The organism is Phyllobacterium sp. RCAM01083, from assembly GCF_055685835.1.
Window position 1 is genome coordinate 967,891 of sequence record NZ_JBVFZN010000005.1, and the last position, 18,550, is coordinate 986,440.

14 protein-coding genes and 1 tRNA gene are annotated in these 18,550 nt (G+C 60.3%); 8 read left to right on the plus strand and 7 right to left on the minus strand.

Annotation, left to right across the window (positions count from 1 at the left end; genetic code table 11):
* The first annotated feature begins 62 nt into the window (after nucleotides 1–62).
* Genes yajC through ACZ25R_RS11385 form a run of 4 tightly spaced genes read left to right on the plus strand, consistent with a single transcriptional unit; the run spans nucleotide 63 to nucleotide 3,977 of the window.
* Complete coding sequence (gene yajC, locus ACZ25R_RS11370) at nucleotides 63–401, plus strand: preprotein translocase subunit YajC (protein ID WP_346307354.1); 339 nt, start codon at nucleotides 63–65, stop codon at nucleotides 399–401.
* Nucleotides 402–457: 56 nt separating this feature from the next.
* Nucleotides 458–2,719, plus strand: a complete 2,262-nt coding sequence (secD, locus tag ACZ25R_RS11375; protein ID WP_472461044.1) for a protein translocase subunit SecD — start codon at nucleotides 458–460, stop codon at nucleotides 2,717–2,719.
* Nucleotides 2,720–2,723: 4 nt separating this feature from the next.
* On the plus strand, nucleotides 2,724–3,113 hold the full coding sequence (locus ACZ25R_RS11380) for an Mth938-like domain-containing protein (protein ID WP_223613492.1): 390 nt from the start codon (nucleotides 2,724–2,726) through the stop codon (nucleotides 3,111–3,113).
* Between the two features lie 27 nt (nucleotides 3,114–3,140).
* Entirely contained in the window at nucleotides 3,141–3,977 is an 837-nt protein-coding gene (locus tag ACZ25R_RS11385; protein ID WP_472461045.1) for a phytoene/squalene synthase family protein, read from the plus strand.
* Nucleotides 3,978–4,111: 134 nt separating this feature from the next.
* On the opposite strand, the gene trmFO is transcribed toward ACZ25R_RS11385, so the two are convergent.
* The 3 genes from trmFO to ACZ25R_RS11400 all read right to left on the minus strand — a co-directional run bounded on the left by trmFO (nucleotide 4,112) and on the right by ACZ25R_RS11400 (nucleotide 6,991).
* On the minus strand, nucleotides 4,112–5,521 hold the full coding sequence (gene trmFO, locus ACZ25R_RS11390) for a methylenetetrahydrofolate--tRNA-(uracil(54)-C(5))-methyltransferase (FADH(2)-oxidizing) TrmFO (protein ID WP_472461046.1): 1,410 nt from the start codon (nucleotides 5,519–5,521) through the stop codon (nucleotides 4,112–4,114).
* 81 nt (nucleotides 5,522–5,602) lie between these two features.
* Complete coding sequence (locus ACZ25R_RS11395) at nucleotides 5,603–6,547, minus strand: aldo/keto reductase (protein ID WP_472461047.1); 945 nt, start codon at nucleotides 6,545–6,547, stop codon at nucleotides 5,603–5,605.
* Nucleotides 6,548–6,844: 297 nt separating this feature from the next.
* Nucleotides 6,845–6,991, minus strand: coding sequence for a DUF1127 domain-containing protein (locus ACZ25R_RS11400; RefSeq protein WP_091878374.1), 147 nt, complete (start codon nucleotides 6,989–6,991; stop codon nucleotides 6,845–6,847).
* Between the two features lie 269 nt (nucleotides 6,992–7,260).
* Here ACZ25R_RS11400 and ACZ25R_RS11405 point away from each other — a divergent pair, with 269 nt between their 5' ends.
* Together ACZ25R_RS11405 and ACZ25R_RS11410 are read left to right on the plus strand one after the other, a co-directional pair.
* Nucleotides 7,261–8,373, plus strand: coding sequence for a DUF2157 domain-containing protein (locus ACZ25R_RS11405; protein WP_472461048.1), 1,113 nt, complete (start codon nucleotides 7,261–7,263; stop codon nucleotides 8,371–8,373).
* The gene (locus ACZ25R_RS11410) at nucleotides 8,370–8,927 is read left to right on the plus strand and encodes a GDYXXLXY domain-containing protein (RefSeq protein WP_472461049.1); all 558 of its coding nucleotides are present in this window, start codon (nucleotides 8,370–8,372) and stop codon (nucleotides 8,925–8,927) included. The genes ACZ25R_RS11405 and ACZ25R_RS11410 overlap by 4 nt, the downstream gene beginning before the upstream one ends.
* A gap of 62 nt (nucleotides 8,928–8,989) precedes the next feature.
* Here the strand turns inward: ACZ25R_RS11410 and ACZ25R_RS11415 are convergent.
* The 4 genes from ACZ25R_RS11415 to ACZ25R_RS11430 all read right to left on the minus strand — a co-directional run bounded on the left by ACZ25R_RS11415 (nucleotide 8,990) and on the right by ACZ25R_RS11430 (nucleotide 15,662).
* A tRNA-Leu gene (locus ACZ25R_RS11415) sits at nucleotides 8,990–9,072 on the minus strand.
* 89 nt (nucleotides 9,073–9,161) lie between these two features.
* Nucleotides 9,162–11,243, minus strand: coding sequence for a prolyl oligopeptidase family serine peptidase (locus ACZ25R_RS11420; protein ID WP_472461050.1), 2,082 nt, complete (start codon nucleotides 11,241–11,243; stop codon nucleotides 9,162–9,164).
* Nucleotides 11,244–11,385: 142 nt separating this feature from the next.
* Complete coding sequence (locus ACZ25R_RS11425) at nucleotides 11,386–14,559, minus strand: efflux RND transporter permease subunit (RefSeq protein WP_472461051.1); 3,174 nt, start codon at nucleotides 14,557–14,559, stop codon at nucleotides 11,386–11,388.
* Entirely contained in the window at nucleotides 14,556–15,662 is a 1,107-nt protein-coding gene (locus ACZ25R_RS11430) for an efflux RND transporter periplasmic adaptor subunit (RefSeq protein WP_403177650.1), read from the minus strand. The genes ACZ25R_RS11425 and ACZ25R_RS11430 overlap by 4 nt, the downstream gene beginning before the upstream one ends.
* A 696-nt stretch (nucleotides 15,663–16,358) precedes the next feature.
* On the opposite strand from ACZ25R_RS11430, the gene tig reads away from it, so the two are divergent.
* Both tig and ACZ25R_RS11440 read left to right on the plus strand, forming a co-directional pair.
* Entirely contained in the window at nucleotides 16,359–17,783 is a 1,425-nt protein-coding gene (gene tig, locus ACZ25R_RS11435) for a trigger factor (protein WP_223613177.1), read from the plus strand.
* Nucleotides 17,784–17,902: 119 nt separating this feature from the next.
* The gene (locus ACZ25R_RS11440; protein ID WP_472461052.1) at nucleotides 17,903–18,547 is read left to right on the plus strand and encodes an HD domain-containing protein; all 645 of its coding nucleotides are present in this window, start codon (nucleotides 17,903–17,905) and stop codon (nucleotides 18,545–18,547) included.
* Nucleotides 18,548–18,550: the final 3 nt, after the last annotated feature.

The following is an 18,550-nucleotide window of genomic DNA, read 5'->3' on the forward strand; positions in this document are numbered from 1 at the left end:
AAACATTGTATTGCGCAGGCTCTATAAACTTTCAAACACGTATTACTCTGGAGATTGTCTCTATGTTCGTAACTCCCGCATATGCACAGACAACAGGTATCGGTGGTGCGCCGGAAATGCTGATGAGCATCCTGCCATTCATCCTGATTTTCGTGATCATGTACTTCCTGATCATCCGCCCGCAGCGCACGCAGATGAAGAAGCGCGAAGAGCAACTCAAGAACATCCGTCGCGGTGACACGATCATCACCGGCGGTTTCGTTGCCAAGGTGACGAAGGTGTTCGAAGACAGCGGTGAACTCGAGGTCGAAATCGGCGAGGGCGTCAAGGCCCGCGTCATCCGCGCATTGGTGTCCGACGTGCGCATCAAAGGTGAACCGGTTGCCGATAACAAGAAATAAGTCATAGTGACAGGGCGGCATCAGGCCGCCCTGTTGATTCTTGAGGTCGGGATTGCATGCTCTATTTTAGCCGCTGGAAGACACTTCTCATCTGGGCCGTTGTTCTGGTCGGCGTGATCCTGGCTCTGCCAAATCTCTTTACCCCCATCCAGTTGGCGAACCTGCCCAACTGGCTGCCGAAGAAGCAGCTCGCCCTCGGACTGGATCTGGAAGGCGGCTCGCGCATCCGGCTGCAGGTCGACAAGGACAAGCTGGCGCAGACCGGCGCGGCCATCGAGGTGATGAACCGCCGTCTCAGCGAGCTCGGCTACACCAATCCGAATGTGGAGAGCCAGAGAAGCGGGCGTGTACTGGTCGAGGTTTCGGGTCTGTATGACTCGCAGCTGCTCAAGGATATTCTGAGCCTGACCGGCCAGCTGAGCTTCCGCATGATCGATACGTCCGTGCCGGTACAGCAGGCGATTGACGGCACGCCGCCGGAAGGCGCTGATGTTGTCTATTCCTTTGACGATCCGCCCGTGGCCTACCTCGTCAAGAAGGAGGCCATCGTCACCAACCAGAATTTTGTCGGGGCGCAGGCGGGTGTCGATACGGCCACCCAGCAGCCCGTCATCACCTTCAAGCTGGACGGCGCGGGCGCGGAACGGTTCTCCCAGGCGACCAAGGAAAACATCGGAAAGTCCTTTGCCATCGTGCTTGACGATCAGGTGCTGTCGGCACCGGTGATCAGCGAAGCCATTCCCGGCGATACGGGCCAGATCACCGGCAATTTCGACCTGTCCGGCGCCAGCAACCTTGCCATCGTCATGCGTGCCGGCGCACTGCCTGCACCTGTCACCGTGATTGAAGAGCGTTCTGTCGGTACCGACCTTGGCGCCGCTGCCGTGGCCGCGGGCAAGATCGCTGCGCTCATCGGCGCCGGTCTCGTCATCCTGTTCATGCTGCTGACCTATGGCCTGCTGGGCGTGATTGCGAGCATCGCGCTTGTTGTCAACATCGTCCTGATCCTGGCGGTTCTGACTATATTCGGCGTGCCGCTGAGCCTTGCCGGCGTTGCCGGTATCGTCCTGACCATCGGCATGGCGGTGGACTCCAACGTTCTGATCTACGAGCGCATTCGCGAAGACCGGCGTGCCGGCTTTTCGGTCATCCAGGCCATCGATTCCGGATTTGCCCGGGCGCAGGCCACGATCGTCGATGCCAATGTGACAACGCTGATCGCCGCGCTCGTCCTGTTCATCCTGGGTACCGGGCCCGTGCATGGCTTTGCCGTGACCGTCACCATCGGTATCGTCACCACGCTGTTCACCACATTCACGCTGACGCGCTGGATGGTGTCCGCCTGGGTGCAGTGGTCGAAGCCCAAGGAAGTGCCGCGTGCACCGCTGAAGCTCATTCCCAACAACGCCAGGATTCCGTTCATGCGGCTGCGGGGGCTGACGCTGGGTTTCTCCGCGCTGTCGAGCATTGCCGTCATCGCGCTGTTCCTTGTCGTCGGCATGAATTTCGGCATCGATTTCAAGGGCGGCACGATGGTCGAGATCGCCTCCAATGAAGGGCCGATCGATCTGGACGATGTCTATAGCCGGCTGGATGACCTGAACATCGGCGATGTGAAGATCGAGCCGTTCAAATCGGACAGCCGGGCGCTGATTACGGTCGGCAGCCAGCGCGAGGGCGAAAACGCCGAGCAGACCGTCGGTGTCAAAATCCGCGGCGAGCTTGATCAGGATTATGAATTCCGCCGGGTGGATGTCATTGGTCCGACCGTATCGGGCGAGCTTGCCAAGGCCGGCGGACTGGCGGTCGCGCTCTCCCTGGTGGCGATCTTCGCCTATGTCTGGTTCCGCTTCGAATGGCACTTTGCCCTTGGCGCGATCATCGCGACCATCCATGACGTGGTGCTGCTGCTCGGCATGTTCATTGTCTTCCAGATGGAGTTCAATCTGTGGAGCATTGCGGCGCTTCTGGCCATTGTCGGTTATTCGCTCAACGATACGGTGGTGATTTACGACCGCGTCCGGGAAAACCTGCGGCGGCATGGCAACAGCGTTTCGCTGTCGGCGGTTCTCGATGCCTCGATCAACCAGACATTGTCGCGCACCATCCTGACGTCGCTGGCCACCTTCCTCGCGCTGGTCGTGCTCTATGCCTATGGCGGCGATGATGTCCGCTCCTTTGCGCTGACCATCGCAGTCGGCATTGTCGTTGCGACCTATTCGTCGATCTTCGTTGCCGGACCCTTGCTGATGCTGTTCGGGCTCAAGGGACGCGATGTGATTGACGATGCTCATCCCGCCAGGCAGAGCGGAGCATAGCGCCGTGGCCAAGGGGATAGAAATCCGCGACGCGCATTTTCCGGGCCGTGCACCCATCGACGCCTATGGCAATGGCGGGTTCCGGTTTGCCGACATGTCGCATCGCGGATCGATCCTGTGCCTGCCATCGGGTATCCATGGCTGGGCGCCGAAGATCGAGACCGCGCTGACGGCGGAGGATCTGGCGCTTGTGCTCGAACAGGCGGCCGATATCGAGATTCTGCTGGTGGGAACGGGCACCGAATTGCGCCGTCTGCCGCAGGCCCTGCGTGACGTGCTGCGCGAGCATCGCATTTCCTCCGATCCCATGAGCACCGGCGCGGCCGTGCGCACCTACAATGTTCTGCTGGCGGAAGACCGCGCCGTCGCTGCGGCACTGATTGCAGTGGATTAAACCGGCGGTTCTCTGTATCTCAGCCCCATGAACGCGAACCAGACCCACTGCCTAAAATTGCTGCGCGATGCCGATCCCGACCGCTACCTCTCGGTGCTTTATGCGCCGGAGGACAAACGAGGTGCCTTGGCCGCCCTTTACGCCTTCAATGTCGAGATCGCCCGCATCCGTGATCTGATCCACGATCCGCTGCCGGGCGAGGTGCGTCTGCAGTGGTGGCGTGACCTGATCAACGGTACCGAGCATGGCGAGGCCGTCGGCAATCCGGTGGCGGCGGCCCTGCTGGAGGCGATCAAGGCGCATAATCTGCCGCGCGCCGCCTTCGACAATTACTGCGAAGCCCGCATTTTCGATCTCTATGACGATCCCATGCCCAGCCGCAACGATCTTGAGGGCTATTGTGGCGAGACGGCCTCGGCCTTGATCCAGCTTGCCTCTCTTGCGCTTGATGCGGAAAAGGCGCCGGCCCATGCGGATATGGCGGGCCATGCGGGGGTTGCCCAGGCAATTACCGGCCTTCTGCGTCTCCTGCCGCTGCACCGCCGGCGCGGACAGGTTTATATCCCGGCAGATATTCTGGCAGCGGTCGGCTGCAGTGCCGAAACGGTGCTTGAGGGCGCCGACAAGGACGCGGTCAAGCGCGCCATCGATGCGATGACGGCCCTGGCGGAAGATCATCTCGGGAAATATGAAGCCGGCGCAAAATCGCTCCCCGCCGCTTTGCGTCCGGCCTATCTGCCGGTAAGCCTGACCAGAACCTATCTGAAGGGGATCAGGGCCAGTGGCGCCGCAGCAGCCGATGAAACAGCGGTAATTTCACCGTTGAAGCGCCAGTGGGTGATGCTGCGGGCATCGATGCGCTAGCCTTGGATGGCATTAGCCTTGTGCGTGGTTCGACAAGCTCACCATGAGGGATGTTGCATTCTGCAACGCACCGGATTCCCTCATGGTGAGCTTGTCGAACCACGCACACAATGGAATGCAACAAGCTGTGCTCGTTACTCCGCAGCCTCGGCCACCGCGGGCAGGCCCAGCCATGCCCGGCAATCCGCAAGCGCACGCGCGCTCATGGCGCGTTTCTTGGCGTTGGTCTTTTCCTTGCCGCGCAGCCGTTTGCCTTCCGACTTCGGCGCCTCAATCGGCGGGAACAGGCCGAAATTGACATTCATCGGCTGGAAGGAGCGCTTGCCGGGTTCTTCATCACTGACGATGTGACCGCCGGTGATGTGTCCGAGCAGCGCGCCAAAGGCCGTGGTGAGCGGCGGCGGTGTCAAAACATGTCCGAGACGCTCGGCGGCGGCGAAACGTCCCGCAAGCAGGCCGATGGCTGCCGATTCCACATAGCCTTCACAACCGGTGATCTGCCCGGCAAAGCGCAGGCCCGGGCGGGATTTCAGCTGCAGCGTCGGGTCGAGCAGGATGGGCGAATTCAGGTAGGTGTTGCGGTGCAGGCCGCCCAGCCGTGCGAATTCCGCGTTCTCAAGGCCGGGGATCATCCGGAAAATCTCGGTCTGCGCCCCGTATTTCAGCTTCGTCTGGAAGCCGACCATGTTGTAGAGCGTGCCGAGCGCATTGTCCTGCCGCAGCTGCACGACGGCATAGGCTTTGACCGTCGGGTTGTGCTCATTGGTCAGACCCATCGGCTTCATCGGGCCGTGGCGCAGGGTTTCCACACCGCGTTCGGCCATGACTTCGATGGGCAGGCAGCCGTCGAAATAGGGCGTGCCTTCCCACTGCTTGAATTCCGTCTTGTCGCCGGCAATCAGCGCCTGCACGAAAGCCTCATACTGCTCCTTGGTCATGGGGCAGTTGATATAATCCTTGCCGGTGCCGCCGGGGCCAACCTTGTCGTAGCGCGACTGGAACCAGCAGGTGTTCATGTCGATGCTGTCGAAATGCACGATGGGTGCAATGGCATCGAAGAAGGCGAGCGCATCGGCGCCGGTCTGCCTGCCGATGGCTTCGGCCAGCGACGGTGCCGTCAACGGCCCGGTGGCGATGATGACCTTGTCCCATTCTGCCGGGGGCAGGCCGGTGATCTCTTCGCGCTCGATGGTGATCAGCGGGTGGGCTTCCAGCCTGACCGTCACAGCCTGCGCAAAACCGTCGCGGTCGACGGCGAGCGCGCCGCCTGCGGGAACCTGATGGGAATCGGCCGATGCCATGATCAGCGAATTGGCGAGGCGCATCTCCGCATGCAGCACGCCGACGGCATTGGTTTGCGCATCGTCGGAGCGGAAGGAATTGGAGCAGACGAGCTCGGCGAGATCCTGCGTCTTGTGCGCGTCCGTGCCGCGAACCGGACGCATCTCGTGCAGGATGACGGGAATGCCTGCCTCGGCGAGTTGCCATGCAGCTTCGGAACCGGCGAGACCGCCGCCAATGATATGTACGGGTGTGTTTGACATAGCACCCCAATAAACCGTTTGGCGTCCGGCTTCAATGGTGCAAACGCCGCTGCGGATGATCCGCAGCGGCTTGCCGGTGTGTCAGGCGCTGGCTTTGTCGAGTTCGGCGATGTCCGCCGTGTCGAGCGTCAGGGATGCCGCCTTGATCAGGCTTTCCAGTTGCTGCAGCGATGTGGCGCTGGCGATGGGGGCGGTGACGCCCTGGCGTGCGATAATCCAGGCCAGGGCAACCTCGGCCTGCTTGGCGCCATGCTTGGCCGCAACCGCGTCCAGCGCTTCCAGAATGCGGTAGCCGCGCGCATTGAGATAGGCTTTGACACCGCCGCCGCGCTGGCTCTGCCCAAGATCAGCTTCGCTGCGGTATTTGCCCGAGAGAAACCCGCGCGCAAGGCTGAAATAGGTGATGACGCCGATGTCCTCGGCCATGCACAGGTCGCGCAGCGCGCCGTCATAGCCGGCGCGGTCATAGAGATTGTATTCCGGCTGGAGCACGTCATAGCGCGGCAGGCCATCCGCCTTGGCGGTGTCAAGCGCCGCGCGCAGCTGGTTTGCATCGTAATTGGACGCGCCGATGGCTTTGACCTTGCCGGCTTTCAGCAGCTTGTCATAGGCGGCCAGCGATTCCGCGTGGGGTGTGTCCGGATCCGGCCAATGCGAGAGGTAGAGGTCGATGGCGTCCACCTGCAGGCGCTTCAGCGATGCTTCGACGGCCTCGGCGATATTGGCGGCCTGAAGGTTCTTGCCCTTGCCCATGTCGCCGCCGACCTTGGTGATGATGATCATCCTGTCGCGCGTGCCGCGGGATTTCATCCACTCGCCGATGATGGTTTCCGATTCGCCGCCGCTGTTTCCCGGAACCCAGCTTGAATAGACATTGGCCGTATCGACCGTGTTGAGGCCCGCATCGGCAAAGCGGTCAAGCAGGTCAAAGGAGGTTTTCTTGTCTGCGGTCCAGCCGAAGACGTTGCCGCCGAAAACCAGCGGAGCAATCGACAGGCCTGTGCGGCCAAGAGGGCGTTTTTGCATGGTAAGTCTCCCGGGGAGGATGTGAAGGGGGACTCGGACTGTAGAACTCCAGGGTGCATGTTTCCAGCCCGGCTTTGACCCGAATGGTCGCAGGCATGGATCGCAACGGGAGTCGATTTGAAAAGGGAGGCGGTGAGCTGATGTCTCGAACCGCATACCCCCGAAACAACAACACCCACCGCGGGAGGAGGTGCGGTGGGTGCCGTTTTGTAAAGACCGGCTGGGAGGAGGAGTGCCGGCCTTCGATCGCGGGGGCTCTGGGAGGAGGATGAACCCCGGCGATATTCTGTTATGCGATTAGCGTACTGCGGACTTCTTGGCGACGAACGGGATGTCCGAGCGGGAGATGCCCAGGTCGTTCAGTTCGCGGGTCGACAGACGGTTCAGCTCGGAAACCGTGTCACGATAACGGCGCCAGTTGCTGTAGGAGCGGATAAGGTTCATTTCATTCACCATTCGGTTCAGTTGTTTCGTTGATCACTCTTGATCGTTGACCTGAAGATAGTGGATGCCTTGGCGAATGTGCAGAGCCAAGTTTGCAGATCAGCTATGCGTATGTTGCATTGCATCATTAATCGATTTTAATTGCTGCGTCGCACAAACGTCATCTTCATGGCCTTCGGCCCGAATCCGGCTGCAATTGCGTTTTCAATGTGGCTGGCCTTATCAGGGGCGGAGCCCTAATCTTACAGCTCGAGTCGGGAGCAGAATGCATGATAGTCGGTTTTACCCTGCGCAAGCACATTGCACGGTGGCAGCGTGACGGGTTGATCGATGACGCCACGGCGGACCGCCTGCGCGCCGATATCGCCGGGCAGGGCCCGGGTTTCGGGCTGGGGAATGTCCTGGCCATACTGGGCGTCATTCTCCTCGGCGCGGCGCTGCTGTCGCTGATTGCCGCCAATTGGGAAGCCATGCCGCGCCTTGTTCGCGTCGGCTTGATCTTTGCCGTGCTCTGGTGCGGCTATCTCGGCGGCGCGTGGCGGGCGAACAAGGGCGACAGGATTTTCAGTGAGGCGCTCTATCTCCTGGGCGCCATCGCCTTTGGTGCCGGGATCGCACTGGTCGGCCAGATGTATCATCTGTCGGGTGATGTGGCGTCCGCTGCGCTGCTCTGGGCGGGCGGGACGGTTGTCGCCGCGCTGCTGTTGCGCTCGTCGACACTCGTCTCCACCAGCATCGTGATTGCCGGTTTCTATCTCGTGGCCAGCCTGGAACCGGAAACGGCCTCGCGCCTGTCCTATGTCTGGATCATCCCGGTCTTTGCAGTGATTGCGGCAGGCCTGATCTGGTATGCGGGCGCGCAGGTGGCCCGGCATTTCCTCGCCGTTCTTGTGCTGCTCTTTGTCTGTATCGTTCACTTCGACCGGGACGCCGGCGTCGTGCTGTGGATGACGCTGATTGCCGGGCTCGGCCTGTTTCTGCTGGACGCACTGCATCCGGCTGTGCTGGACCGCGCGACCGGATGGAGCATCAGTCTCGGCGCCTACGGATTTCTGGCGGTGCAGATGGTGCTGCTGATCTTCCAGTTCAACGACCACATCTTTGCCCAGACTCGCGATGTCATGACGGGTATTGTCATCCTTGCCGTGGCGATCGCCGGTCTGGCTTTGTCCGGGCATCGCAATCTTGCCATACGGTGGAGCGCCTATGGGCTGTTTTCGCTGGAGGTTCTCTATATCGCGTTCGAGACCATCGGCACGATGATCGGTACCGCTGGCTTCTTCCTGACCGTCGGCGTGCTCGTTCTGCTGCTTGCGGTGTTCGTTATCCGTATGGAACGCCGTCTTCACAGGAAGAGTCTGGTGAAGGGTGCAGCATCATGAAAACAAAGTATTTTTTGCTGCCGGCTTTGATCGTTGCGCTCCTGCAGTCAGGCGCGCTTTATGCCATGATAGAAAAGCACGCGATGATTTTGCGCCACGGCACAATGATTACGCTGGCCACGCAACCGGTTGATCCGCGCGACCTGTTGCGCGGCGAATATGTGCGGCTTGGCTACGGGATTTCTTCGGTCGAAGCCGACAAGGTGAGCGGCACGAAGCCGGACACGGCAGGCCTTGCCGACATCTATGTCACGCTGAAAGAGGGCACGGATGGCCGGTGGGGTTTCACCGGGGCCTCCTGGCAGAAACGCCGGGATCTGGCGGCAGGCGAAGTCCAGATGCATGGCCAGACGATGATGGGCGCCATGGGCGTCTTTGCGGTGCAGTACGGCATCGAACGCTATTATCTCCCCGAAGGATGGGGCCGTGCGGTCGAGAAGGTGCAGAGTGAGCGCGGGGTCGATGCGGTGATTGCCGTCTCCAGCGCGGGCGAAGCTCAGATTCGTTCGCTCAAGTACAATGGACGCCTGCTTTACCAGGAACCGGCCTACTGAACAGCCGTCATCGCGCAGCTTTGAAAAAGCCCGTCAACCTATTGAAATATGTGTGGAAAGAGTGGTGCGGATAGAGGGACTCGAACCCCCACGGTCTCCCGCCAGAACCTAAATCTGGTGCGTCTACCAATTTCGCCATATCCGCAGATGAGGGCCGTATCCAGCCCTAAAGCGCCGGTCTCTATATCACCCTCTTCTCAGGGGTCAAAGGAAAAAGCCGCCGCCTGAACAGGATTACGCCGGCGTCCAGCCGATTGCATCCCGCAGGAAGGCGTAGCCGAGCGCAATGAAGCTGGCGCGCTCCCTGTTGTCCTTGCCATAGCCATGTCCGCCCGCCTCGGGTTCATAGAAAGAGGCGGTGTAGCCGAGTTCCTGCAGCTTTGCCGCCATCTTGCGGGCGTGTCCGGGGTGCACGCGATCATCCCTGCGGGTTGTGGCAATGAGAATTGGCGGATAGGGCCGGCCGGGCACAGCCGCGTGATAGGCCGACATTTCCTTCAGAAAAGCCCAGTCCTCCGGCTTGTTGGGGTCGCCATACTCGTCGACCCAGCTCGCCCCGGCGAGAAGCTTGTTGTAGCGGCGCATGTCGATCAGCGGAATGGTGCAGAACAGGGCGCCGAAGCGTTCGGGATAACGCGTCAGCATGTTGGAAATCAGCAGGCCGCCATTGGAACCGCCTTCCGCCGCGATACGGCCCGGCCGCGTGACGCCGCGCCGCACCAGATCGGCGGCAATGGCGGCAAAATCATCATGCGAGAGCTTTTTGCCTGCCCGGCGCCCCGCGTCGTGCCATGCGGTGCCGAATTCGCCGCCGCCGCGCAGATTGGCGACCACGCTTGTGCCGCCGCGCTCGAGCCACAACTTGCCAACGGATGCACTGTAATAGGGCTCCATCGACACGCCAAATCCGCCGTAACCGGTCATGTGCACCGGTGCATCGCCGGTTTCACCCTTGGGTCCGATCTGCGTATAGGGGATCGACTCGCCATCGCTGGAGATCGCCTCATGCCGCGTGACGACAAGCCCGGTCGCATCGAAGACCGCAGGGCTTTGTTTGAGCAGCGTGGGGGCAGCCAGTGTGTTGGGCTCGGCAATGTCGAGAAGCAGGACCTGCGCCGGGGTTATCGGGTCCTGCGCGGCGACGAGCAGTTCGCCATTGGCGTGGATGTCCTCGACATCCAGCGACCAGATATGAACGATGCCCTCGGTTGGCACGACCGAAATGGGCTTTTTTGCCCATTTGCCAAGTGCAGGCTCGAAAATCTCGAAGCGTGGCGCAAGATTGTCGAGATAGGAGACGACCAGCTTCTTGTCGTTCCAGAAGAACCCTTGCAGGGCGCGGCGCGGACCCGGTTCGAACAGAACCTGAAAATCACGCTCGCCAGCAAGAAATGCCTGGAGCGAAATGCCGAGGAGCGTGTCGGCGGGGTAGGTGACGCCGGCGACTGTCCAGTCTTCCCTCGGCTTGACCGTCAGCCACTGGTCGTAGGAATTCCACCATGCCGTTGCGGGCACGTCCACGCGCTGCCCGGGGCCACTGCGATCGCCCAGCCAGCCAGCGGTTTCAAAGAAGGAATGCTGCTCGACAAACCAGAGGCGCTCGCTGCCGCTGCTGTGATCAATGTCGACACCGGCGGCCATGGAATCCGCGGCGCATTCGAAAATCACCGGCGCAGCCAGCGGATCGGTCCCGCGTCGCCACAGGCGGACGGTGCGCGCATAGCCGGATTGCGTGGCCATGCCTTCGCCAAGGGCGCTCGATATCAGCACCGTATCGCGGTCGAGCCAGCCGAGGCCGCCCTTCGCTTCGGGAAGATTGAAGCCGTTTTCGATGAACTGCAGCGTGTCCAGGTCGAACTCGCGGTTGACAACCGCATCGCTGCCGCCGCGCGACAGGGAGAGAATGGCCCGCTGTCGCTTCTCCGGTTCAATCTGCGCGCCCGCCCAGATCCAGTCGTCATTTTCGGCTGTGGCCAAGGCATCGATATCGAGCAGAAGTTCCCATTCCGGCTCGGGCGTCTTGTAGGATGTCATGGTGGTCCGGCGCCACAGGCCGCGCGGGTTCTTCTCATCCTGCCAGAGGTTGTAGAGATAATCGCCGCGCCGTCCGACCATCGGGATCTTGTCCGGCCGGTTTAAAATGGCGGTCAGGACATCGCGGTCATGCTCGAACTGCCGGCCGCCGAAGCGCTGCATGGTTGCGGCGGATTGCTTCTCCACCCATGCGAGCGGCTGTGCGCCGTCGATCTCTTCGAGCCAGATGCGCGGATCGTCATCGGGAGCATCGATGGTCGGGCGAATATCCTGATTGGTCATGAGCGTCACTTTCCCTTGGAATCTGCCGCGCAGTTTCTTGAAAGCGCAGTGTTTTGCAATGCCTCACACCATCAAATTCGGCATCCATGAAAAATCGCGCCGGTGATGAGCCGGCGCGATCCTTGTGTCGGGCGCTTCAAGCCTAGTGGGCCGGGGCTTCTTCCGCCGGCTTTTCAACCGGTGCTTTCCTGCGTCCGAATGAACGGAGCGCGACGTAGAACACCGGCGTCAGGAACAGGCCGAAGAAGGTCACGCCAAGCATGCCGGAGAACACAGCCGTGCCGAGTGACTGGCGCATTTCCGCGCCGGGGCCCTGGGCAATCATCAGCGGCACGACACCGAAGATGAAGGCAAAGGCGGTCATCAGGATCGGGCGAAGCCGCAGGCGGCTGGCTTCGATGGCGGCTTCGACAGGCGTTGCACCTTCCGCCTGATGCTGGCGGGCGAATTCCACGATCAGGATCGCGTTCTTCGCCGCCAGGCCGATCAGGACGACAAGGCCGATCTGCGTCAGGATGTTGTTGTCCATCCCGCGCAGGAACACGCCGATCAGCGCGGCCAGAACCGCCAGCGGCACGATCAGGATGATCGCCAGCGGCAGCACCCAGCTTTCGTACTGTGCGGCAAGGGCGAGGAAGACGAACACCACGGACAGTCCGAAGATCAGGATCGCCGTGTTTCCGGTCTGCCGTTCCTGAAGCGCCAGTTCCGTCCACTGGAATGTCGTTCCGCTGGGCAGTGTCTTGGTGGCAAGGGCCTCCATCTTGTCGAGCGCCGTACCGGTGGAAACCCCGGGCGCGGCATTACCCTGCAGCGGCACCGATACGTACATGTTGTATCGCTGCACCAGCGAGGGGCCGTTGGTGTCCTTGATGTTGATCAGCGTGCCCAACGGAACCAGCGCACCCGTTGCCGAGCGTACTTTCAGGGCAAGGATGTCGGTTCGATCGAGCCGGTATTGCTGGTCGGCCTGTGCCCGCACCTGATAGACGCGGCCGAAGGCATTGAAGTCATTGACATAGGAGGTGCCGAGGTTGGTTGAAAGCGCCTCGAAAATATTGGGAATGGGCACGTTCAATGCCTGTGCCTTGTCACGGTCCACCTCCAGGAAATATTGCGGGCTGTTGGCGGAGAACGTGGTGTAGACGCCGGTCAGGCCGGGGGTCTGGTTGGCTTCACCCATCATCTGATAGGCCAATCCCAGGACGCGGCGCATATCGGAGCTGTCGCGGTCGAGGAGCTGCATCTTGAAGCCGCCGGCATTGCCGACACCGCGGATCGGCGGCGGCGGCACGGCGATGATGAAGGCCTCCTGGATGCTTTGCAGGCTGCCATAGACCTTGCCGATGATGGACGTGGCCGTTTGTCCGTTCTTGATCCGCTCTGCGAACGGCTGGAACGGAACGAACACCACGCCGGAATTCGACGCATTGGTGAACGTCGCACCGTTGAACCCGGCAAAGGCAATGGCGTTGCGCACGCCCGGAATGCCCTTGATGATCTTCGATGCCTTTTCGATCACCGCGTCCGTACGGGCGAGCGAAGCACCGTCGGGAAGCTGGATGACGACGATGGCATAGCCCTGATCCATCGGCGGCACAAAGCCGCGCGGGATCGTGACCGCCATGAACCAGGTGGCGACCAGCAACCCCGCGAACACCAGCAGGGAGGCGAGGAGGCCGATGGTCGATCCGACGAGATGCCGGACGATCCAGGAATAGCCATTCGCCATCTTGTCGAAGCCGGTATTGAAGCCATTGGCCAAGGCCCGGCCAGCCCGCGCCAGAGGGTTTCTGGAGACCGCGTGGTCGTGCGGACGCAACACAATTGCCGCCAGCGCAGGAGAGAGCGTCAGCGAGTTGATGGCCGAAATGGCTGTTGCTGCCGAGATGGTCACGGCGAACTGGATGTAGAACTGGCCCGATATGCCGGGAATGAATGCCGTTGGGGCAAACACCGCGATCAGCACCAGTGAAATGGCGATAACGGCGGTTCCCACCTCGTCCATGGTCGTGTGCGAGGCTTGTTTCGGGCTCATGCCCGCCGCAAGGTTTCGCTCGACGTTCTCCACCACCACGATGGCGTCGTCCACCACGATACCGATGGCGAGGACCAGGCCGAACAGGGTGAGCATGTTCAGCGAAAAGCCGAAGGCCGAGAGGATGGCGAAGGTGCCGATCAATGAGACCGGGATGGCCACGATCGGGATGATCGCCGTCCGCCAGGATTGCAGGAAGACGAGAACGACCAGCGCGACGAGAATCACGGCTTCGAAGATCGTCTTGTAAACGTCGGAGATCGATTCCGCGATGAACTCCGTCGGATCATAGACGATGTCGTATTTCAGACCCGGAGGGAAATCCTTGGAGAGTTCCTCCATGGTGGACCGGATGGATGCGGCGGCGGCAAGGGCATTGGTGCCCGGACGGCTGAAGATACCCAGCGCAACGGCAGGACTGCCATCGAGATAACTGTTGGTCACATAATCCTTGGCGCCAAGTTCGATGCGGGCGACGTCCTGCAACTGTACCAGACGGCCATCGCCGCTTGTCTTGACGATGACATAACGGAATTGCCGCGCATCGCTGAACCGGCCCTGCATGGTGACCGTGTACTGGAAGGCGCTTGTGCCCGGTGTGGGCGGCCCGCCAATGGCACCGCCATTGACCTGCACGTTCTGGTCGCGCAGCGCCTGAACCACATCAGCCGATGTCATGGAGTAGGCGGCGAGTTTCTGCGGATCGAGCCAGATGCGCATGGAATACTGCCGCTCGCCGAAGATGGTGACTTCGCCAACGCCGTCGAGCCGCAACAGCACGTCGCGGATGCGGGTGTTGGCGTAGTTGGACGCATAGAGCTGGTCGTAACGGTTGTCGGGCGAAAGCACGTGCACGACCATCATCAGGTCGGGCGAACTTTTCGTCGTGGTGATGCCGTTACGCTGCACGTCCTGCGGCAATTGCGGTACGGCAATGGCGACGCGGTTCTGTACCAGAACCTGTGCCTTGTCGAGATCGGTGCCGAGCTTGAAGGTGATGGTCAGCGCCATCGAACCATCGGCGGTCGAGTAGGAAGACATATAGAGCATGTCCTCGACACCGTTGATCTGCTGTTCGATGGGGGTGGCGACCGTGTTGGCAATGGTTTCGGCATCGGCGCCGGGATAGGCGGTGCGCACGACAATGGTAGGCGGCGCGATTTCCGGATACTGGGCGACGGGGAGCTGGGTGTAGGCGATCCCGCCGACAATCAGCAGCACAATCGACAGGACGGATGCGAAGATCGGCCTGTCGATGAAAAAATGCGCAAATCTCATTGGCCTGCCTCCGCAGCCTTCACCTCCGGCGGAAGCTGGATAACGTCGGCCTTGACCTTGATGCCCGGGCGAATCCGCATCAGGCCGTTGACCACGATGGTCTCGTCACCGGTCAGGCCGCTGCGGATCACCCGATAACCGTAGAGTTTGGGGCCGAGACGCACGGGCTTGGTCGTGACCGAGTTGTCCGCATTGAGGACATAGACAACCCGCTCGTTCTGATCGGAGCCAACCGCTTCGTCGGGCACCAGAATACCCTTATAGGTGTTGGAGGCGGCCACTTCGACCCGGCCGAACAATCCGGGCTGCAACACGAAATCCGGATTGTTGAAGCGGGCACGCACCCGCATCGTTCCGGTGGCATCATCAAGCCGGTTCTCGGCAAAATCGAGCTTGCCCTTGAACGGTGGCTGGTTGGAATCGGTCAGCCGCACGGTCACCTCGAGGCCGCCGCCGCCTTCCTGCAGATTGCTGCCGTTTTCACGGGCGGTCTTGGCATAGGACAGGAGGTTGCGCTCATCCACGTCGAAATAGAAATCGATCGGATCAAGCGAAACGATGGTCGTCAGGATGGTGTTGTTGGCATTGACGAGATTGCCGACGGAAATGAGCCTGCGGTCGATGCGGCCATCCTGCGGTGCCGTGATCTGCGTGTAGTTCAGATTGAGCTGGGCAGCGTCAACAGCGGCCTGTGCGCCAACGACGTTGGCTTGACCGGCGAGATAGGCGCGGCGCTGGTCATCCAGCGTCGACACGGACAGCGTGCCGCTGCCGGTCAGTGACTGGGTGCGCTTGAACTGGGCTTCCGCATAGGTTTCCGTTGTTTTGGCCACTTCCAGCGCGGACTGGGCCTGCGCTAGAGCGGATATGTAGGGGCGCTGGTCGATGGTGAAGAGCGGATCGCCCTTCTTGACCAACGAGCCGTCCTTGAAATGCACCGTATCGAGGTAGCCGTCGATGCGCGAGCGCACCGAGACCTGGTCGACAGCTTCGAAGCGGCCGATGAACTCATCGCTGTCGATCACGTCGCGGACGACAGGCTTGGCTGCCGTGACGGTTGGAGGCGGGGGCGCATTCTGCGCCAGCGCCGGAGAGGCTGCCATGAGCGCGATTGCAAAGCCGATTTTGAAGGTAGAGAGAGAATTCCGTGACAAGGGCAGGCCTCCATGACGATCAGACTTCCAGACGTATCGGGAATGCCTGGGCATTGCCGTCAGCGCTGGTGATTCATCGTACGGCTACGGGTCAGGTGATGCGCTGACCAGAACAGCTGGAATGCTGGCGCCGCAGACAAACAAGTCAATTTCTCAGATTGTATCGATTTAGTATTTAGTTTCGATAGGGACCAGCGCAAGGGCAGTTCCAAATTCCGTTGAGGCATATTTCCAGTTGGCTATCGATGGTCCCCACACCGGGAAGATTTGCACAGTTGCACATCGTTGTCATCAGGCAAATATTTCACCTGTTGTTGTGATCATGAAAGTGCCTGACTTGCCGTGCAGAAGTTTGCCCGACCCTGAGGCTGTGCCATTGATTTTTGTACGCAGTGCAAGTAAATGGAGCCACCAATCGGTAAGGGTGCAATTTCTTGCGCGGCTTTGTGACGGGTTCTGTGATATGAATTGTGTCACAAAAAATGAGCTGAAAGAGAAATAAAGCAATAAAATCAACGTGGATGGTGAGGGCATGGCTCGCCCCATCTGCACCAGAAGCCACGATGGCAGACAGTTTTTCTCCCGCAATTTGGCTCACAGGCCGGCGACGGCGGGACAAATGTTAAAAAAAGTGAAGGTTTGGACATGCAGGTTACTGAAACGCTCAATGAAGGGCTGAAGCGCGAGATCAAGGTCGTCGTTCCGGCCAAGGATCTGGAAGCAAAGCTTTCCGAACGCCTCCAAGGTGCCAGCGCCAAGGCGCGCATCAATGGCTTCCGCCCCGGCAAAGTGCCGCTCAATCACCTGCGCAAGATGTACGGCAAGTCGTTCATGGCTGAAGTCGTCAACGAGATTCTCAGCGATTCCTCGCGCACGATCCTTGCGGAGCGCAACGAAAAGTCGGCGACCCAGCCGGAAGTTGCGATGACGGAAGACGAGAAGGAAGCGGACAAGGTTCTGAACGGCGAAGCCGATTTCGAATTCACGCTGAACTACGAAGTCCTGCCGGTTATCGAACTCAAGGACGCTTCCAAGATCAGCGTCACGCGCGAAGTGGTCGATGTGACCGACGCGGAAGTTGAAGAGCAGGTCAAGCGCGTTGCCAGCTCCGCCCAGACGTTCGAGCCCAAGAAGGGCAAGGCCGAATCCGGCGACCGCGTCACCATGGACTATCTCGGCAAGATCGACGGCGTGCCGTTCGATGGCGGCGCTGATACCGATGCGACCCTGATCCTCGGTTCCGGCCAGTTCATTCCCGGCTTCGAAGATCAGCTGATCGGCACCAAGGCTGGCGACGAGAAGCAGATCAAGGTGACGTTCCCGGCTGAATACGGTGCAGCGCACCTCGCCGGCAAGGATGCGACCTTCGACATCACCGTCAAGGAAATCGGCAAGCCCGGCGAACTCGAAATCAACGACGAAACGGCGAAGAAGCTCGGCATCGAGAGCGCCGACCGTCTGCGTCAGGTTATCCGTGAGCAGATCGAAAGCCAGTACGGCTCGTTCACCCGCCAGAAGGTCAAGCGCCAGATTCTCGATGCGCTCGACGGCGAGTACAAGTTCGAATCGCCGGAACGCCTGATCAATGCCGAGTTCAACAACATCTGGGCACAGATCGGCCAGGACCTCGCACAGGCCGGCAAGACGTTCGAAGACGAAGAGACCACGGAAGAAGAAGCACGCGAAGAATATCGCAAGCTGGCTGAACGCCGCGTTCGTCTTGGCCTCGTTCTCTCCGAAATCGGCAACAAGGCCGGCATCGAAGTGACCGAAGAGGAACTGCAGCGCGCCGTTTACGATCAGGTTCGCCAGTATCCGGGTCAGGAACAGCAGATCTATGAATTCTTCCGCAAGACTCCGGAAGCGATCAACAATCTGCGCGCTCCGATCTTCGAAGAAAAGGTTGTCGATCACCTTCTCACCTCCATCAACGTCACCGACAAGAAGGTGACGAAGGAAGAGCTGATGGCTGAAGACGAGTCGGATGAAAAGTCCGGCGAAGCCAAGAAGCCTGCCAAGAAGGCAGCGCCGAAGAAGGCCGCCAAGAAGAAGACCGAAGACGAAGCGTAAGCTTCTTACATCTCACATTGGAAAAGGCCGCTTTCGAGCGGCCTTTTTCATTTCTGGTGCGCGGTAATCGCGGGGCAGAGTAAGCTGCGGGTCAAACTGATTCCGCAGAGATTTCGCCGATGTCCATTGCTGCCTTTGCGCCGTTCGAGGCGCTTGCCGAACACCTTCTGCCTCAAGCAACCGATGGGACGAGTGATGGGTCGCATGACCTGTCTCATCTCTTGCGTGTGTGGAAAAATGCAACAGCAATTCATGACGAGGAGGGTGGGGACCTTGAAATACTGGCCGCAGCGACAATCCTGCATGACTGCGTTGCCGTCGAAAAGAATTCACCGCATCGCGCGCAGGCCTCGCGGTTGGCTGCTGAAAAGGCATCGAAGCTTCTTGCCGATATTGGCTGGCAATCCTCGCGCGTTGCTGCCACAGCGCACGCCATCGAAGCACACAGCTTTTCGGCAAACATCCCTCCACGCACCTTGGAGGCGAAAATCCTGCAGGATGCGGATCGTCTGGATGCCATTGGCATGGTTGGCGCTGCACGATGTTTCTACATCGCAGGCCGTATGGGGAGTGGGCTTTATGATCCCTTGGATCCCAGGGCAATCGATCGTAAACTCGATGACAAGAGTTTTGCCATCGATCATTTTGAGGTCAAGCTTTTCAAGTTGACTGCGGGGTTCAACACGGTCAGGGGTGCGCAGATCGCCAAGGTGCGACAGGAGCGACTCCGCCGGTTCCTGGGCGAGTTTCTTGATGAGATATAAGCG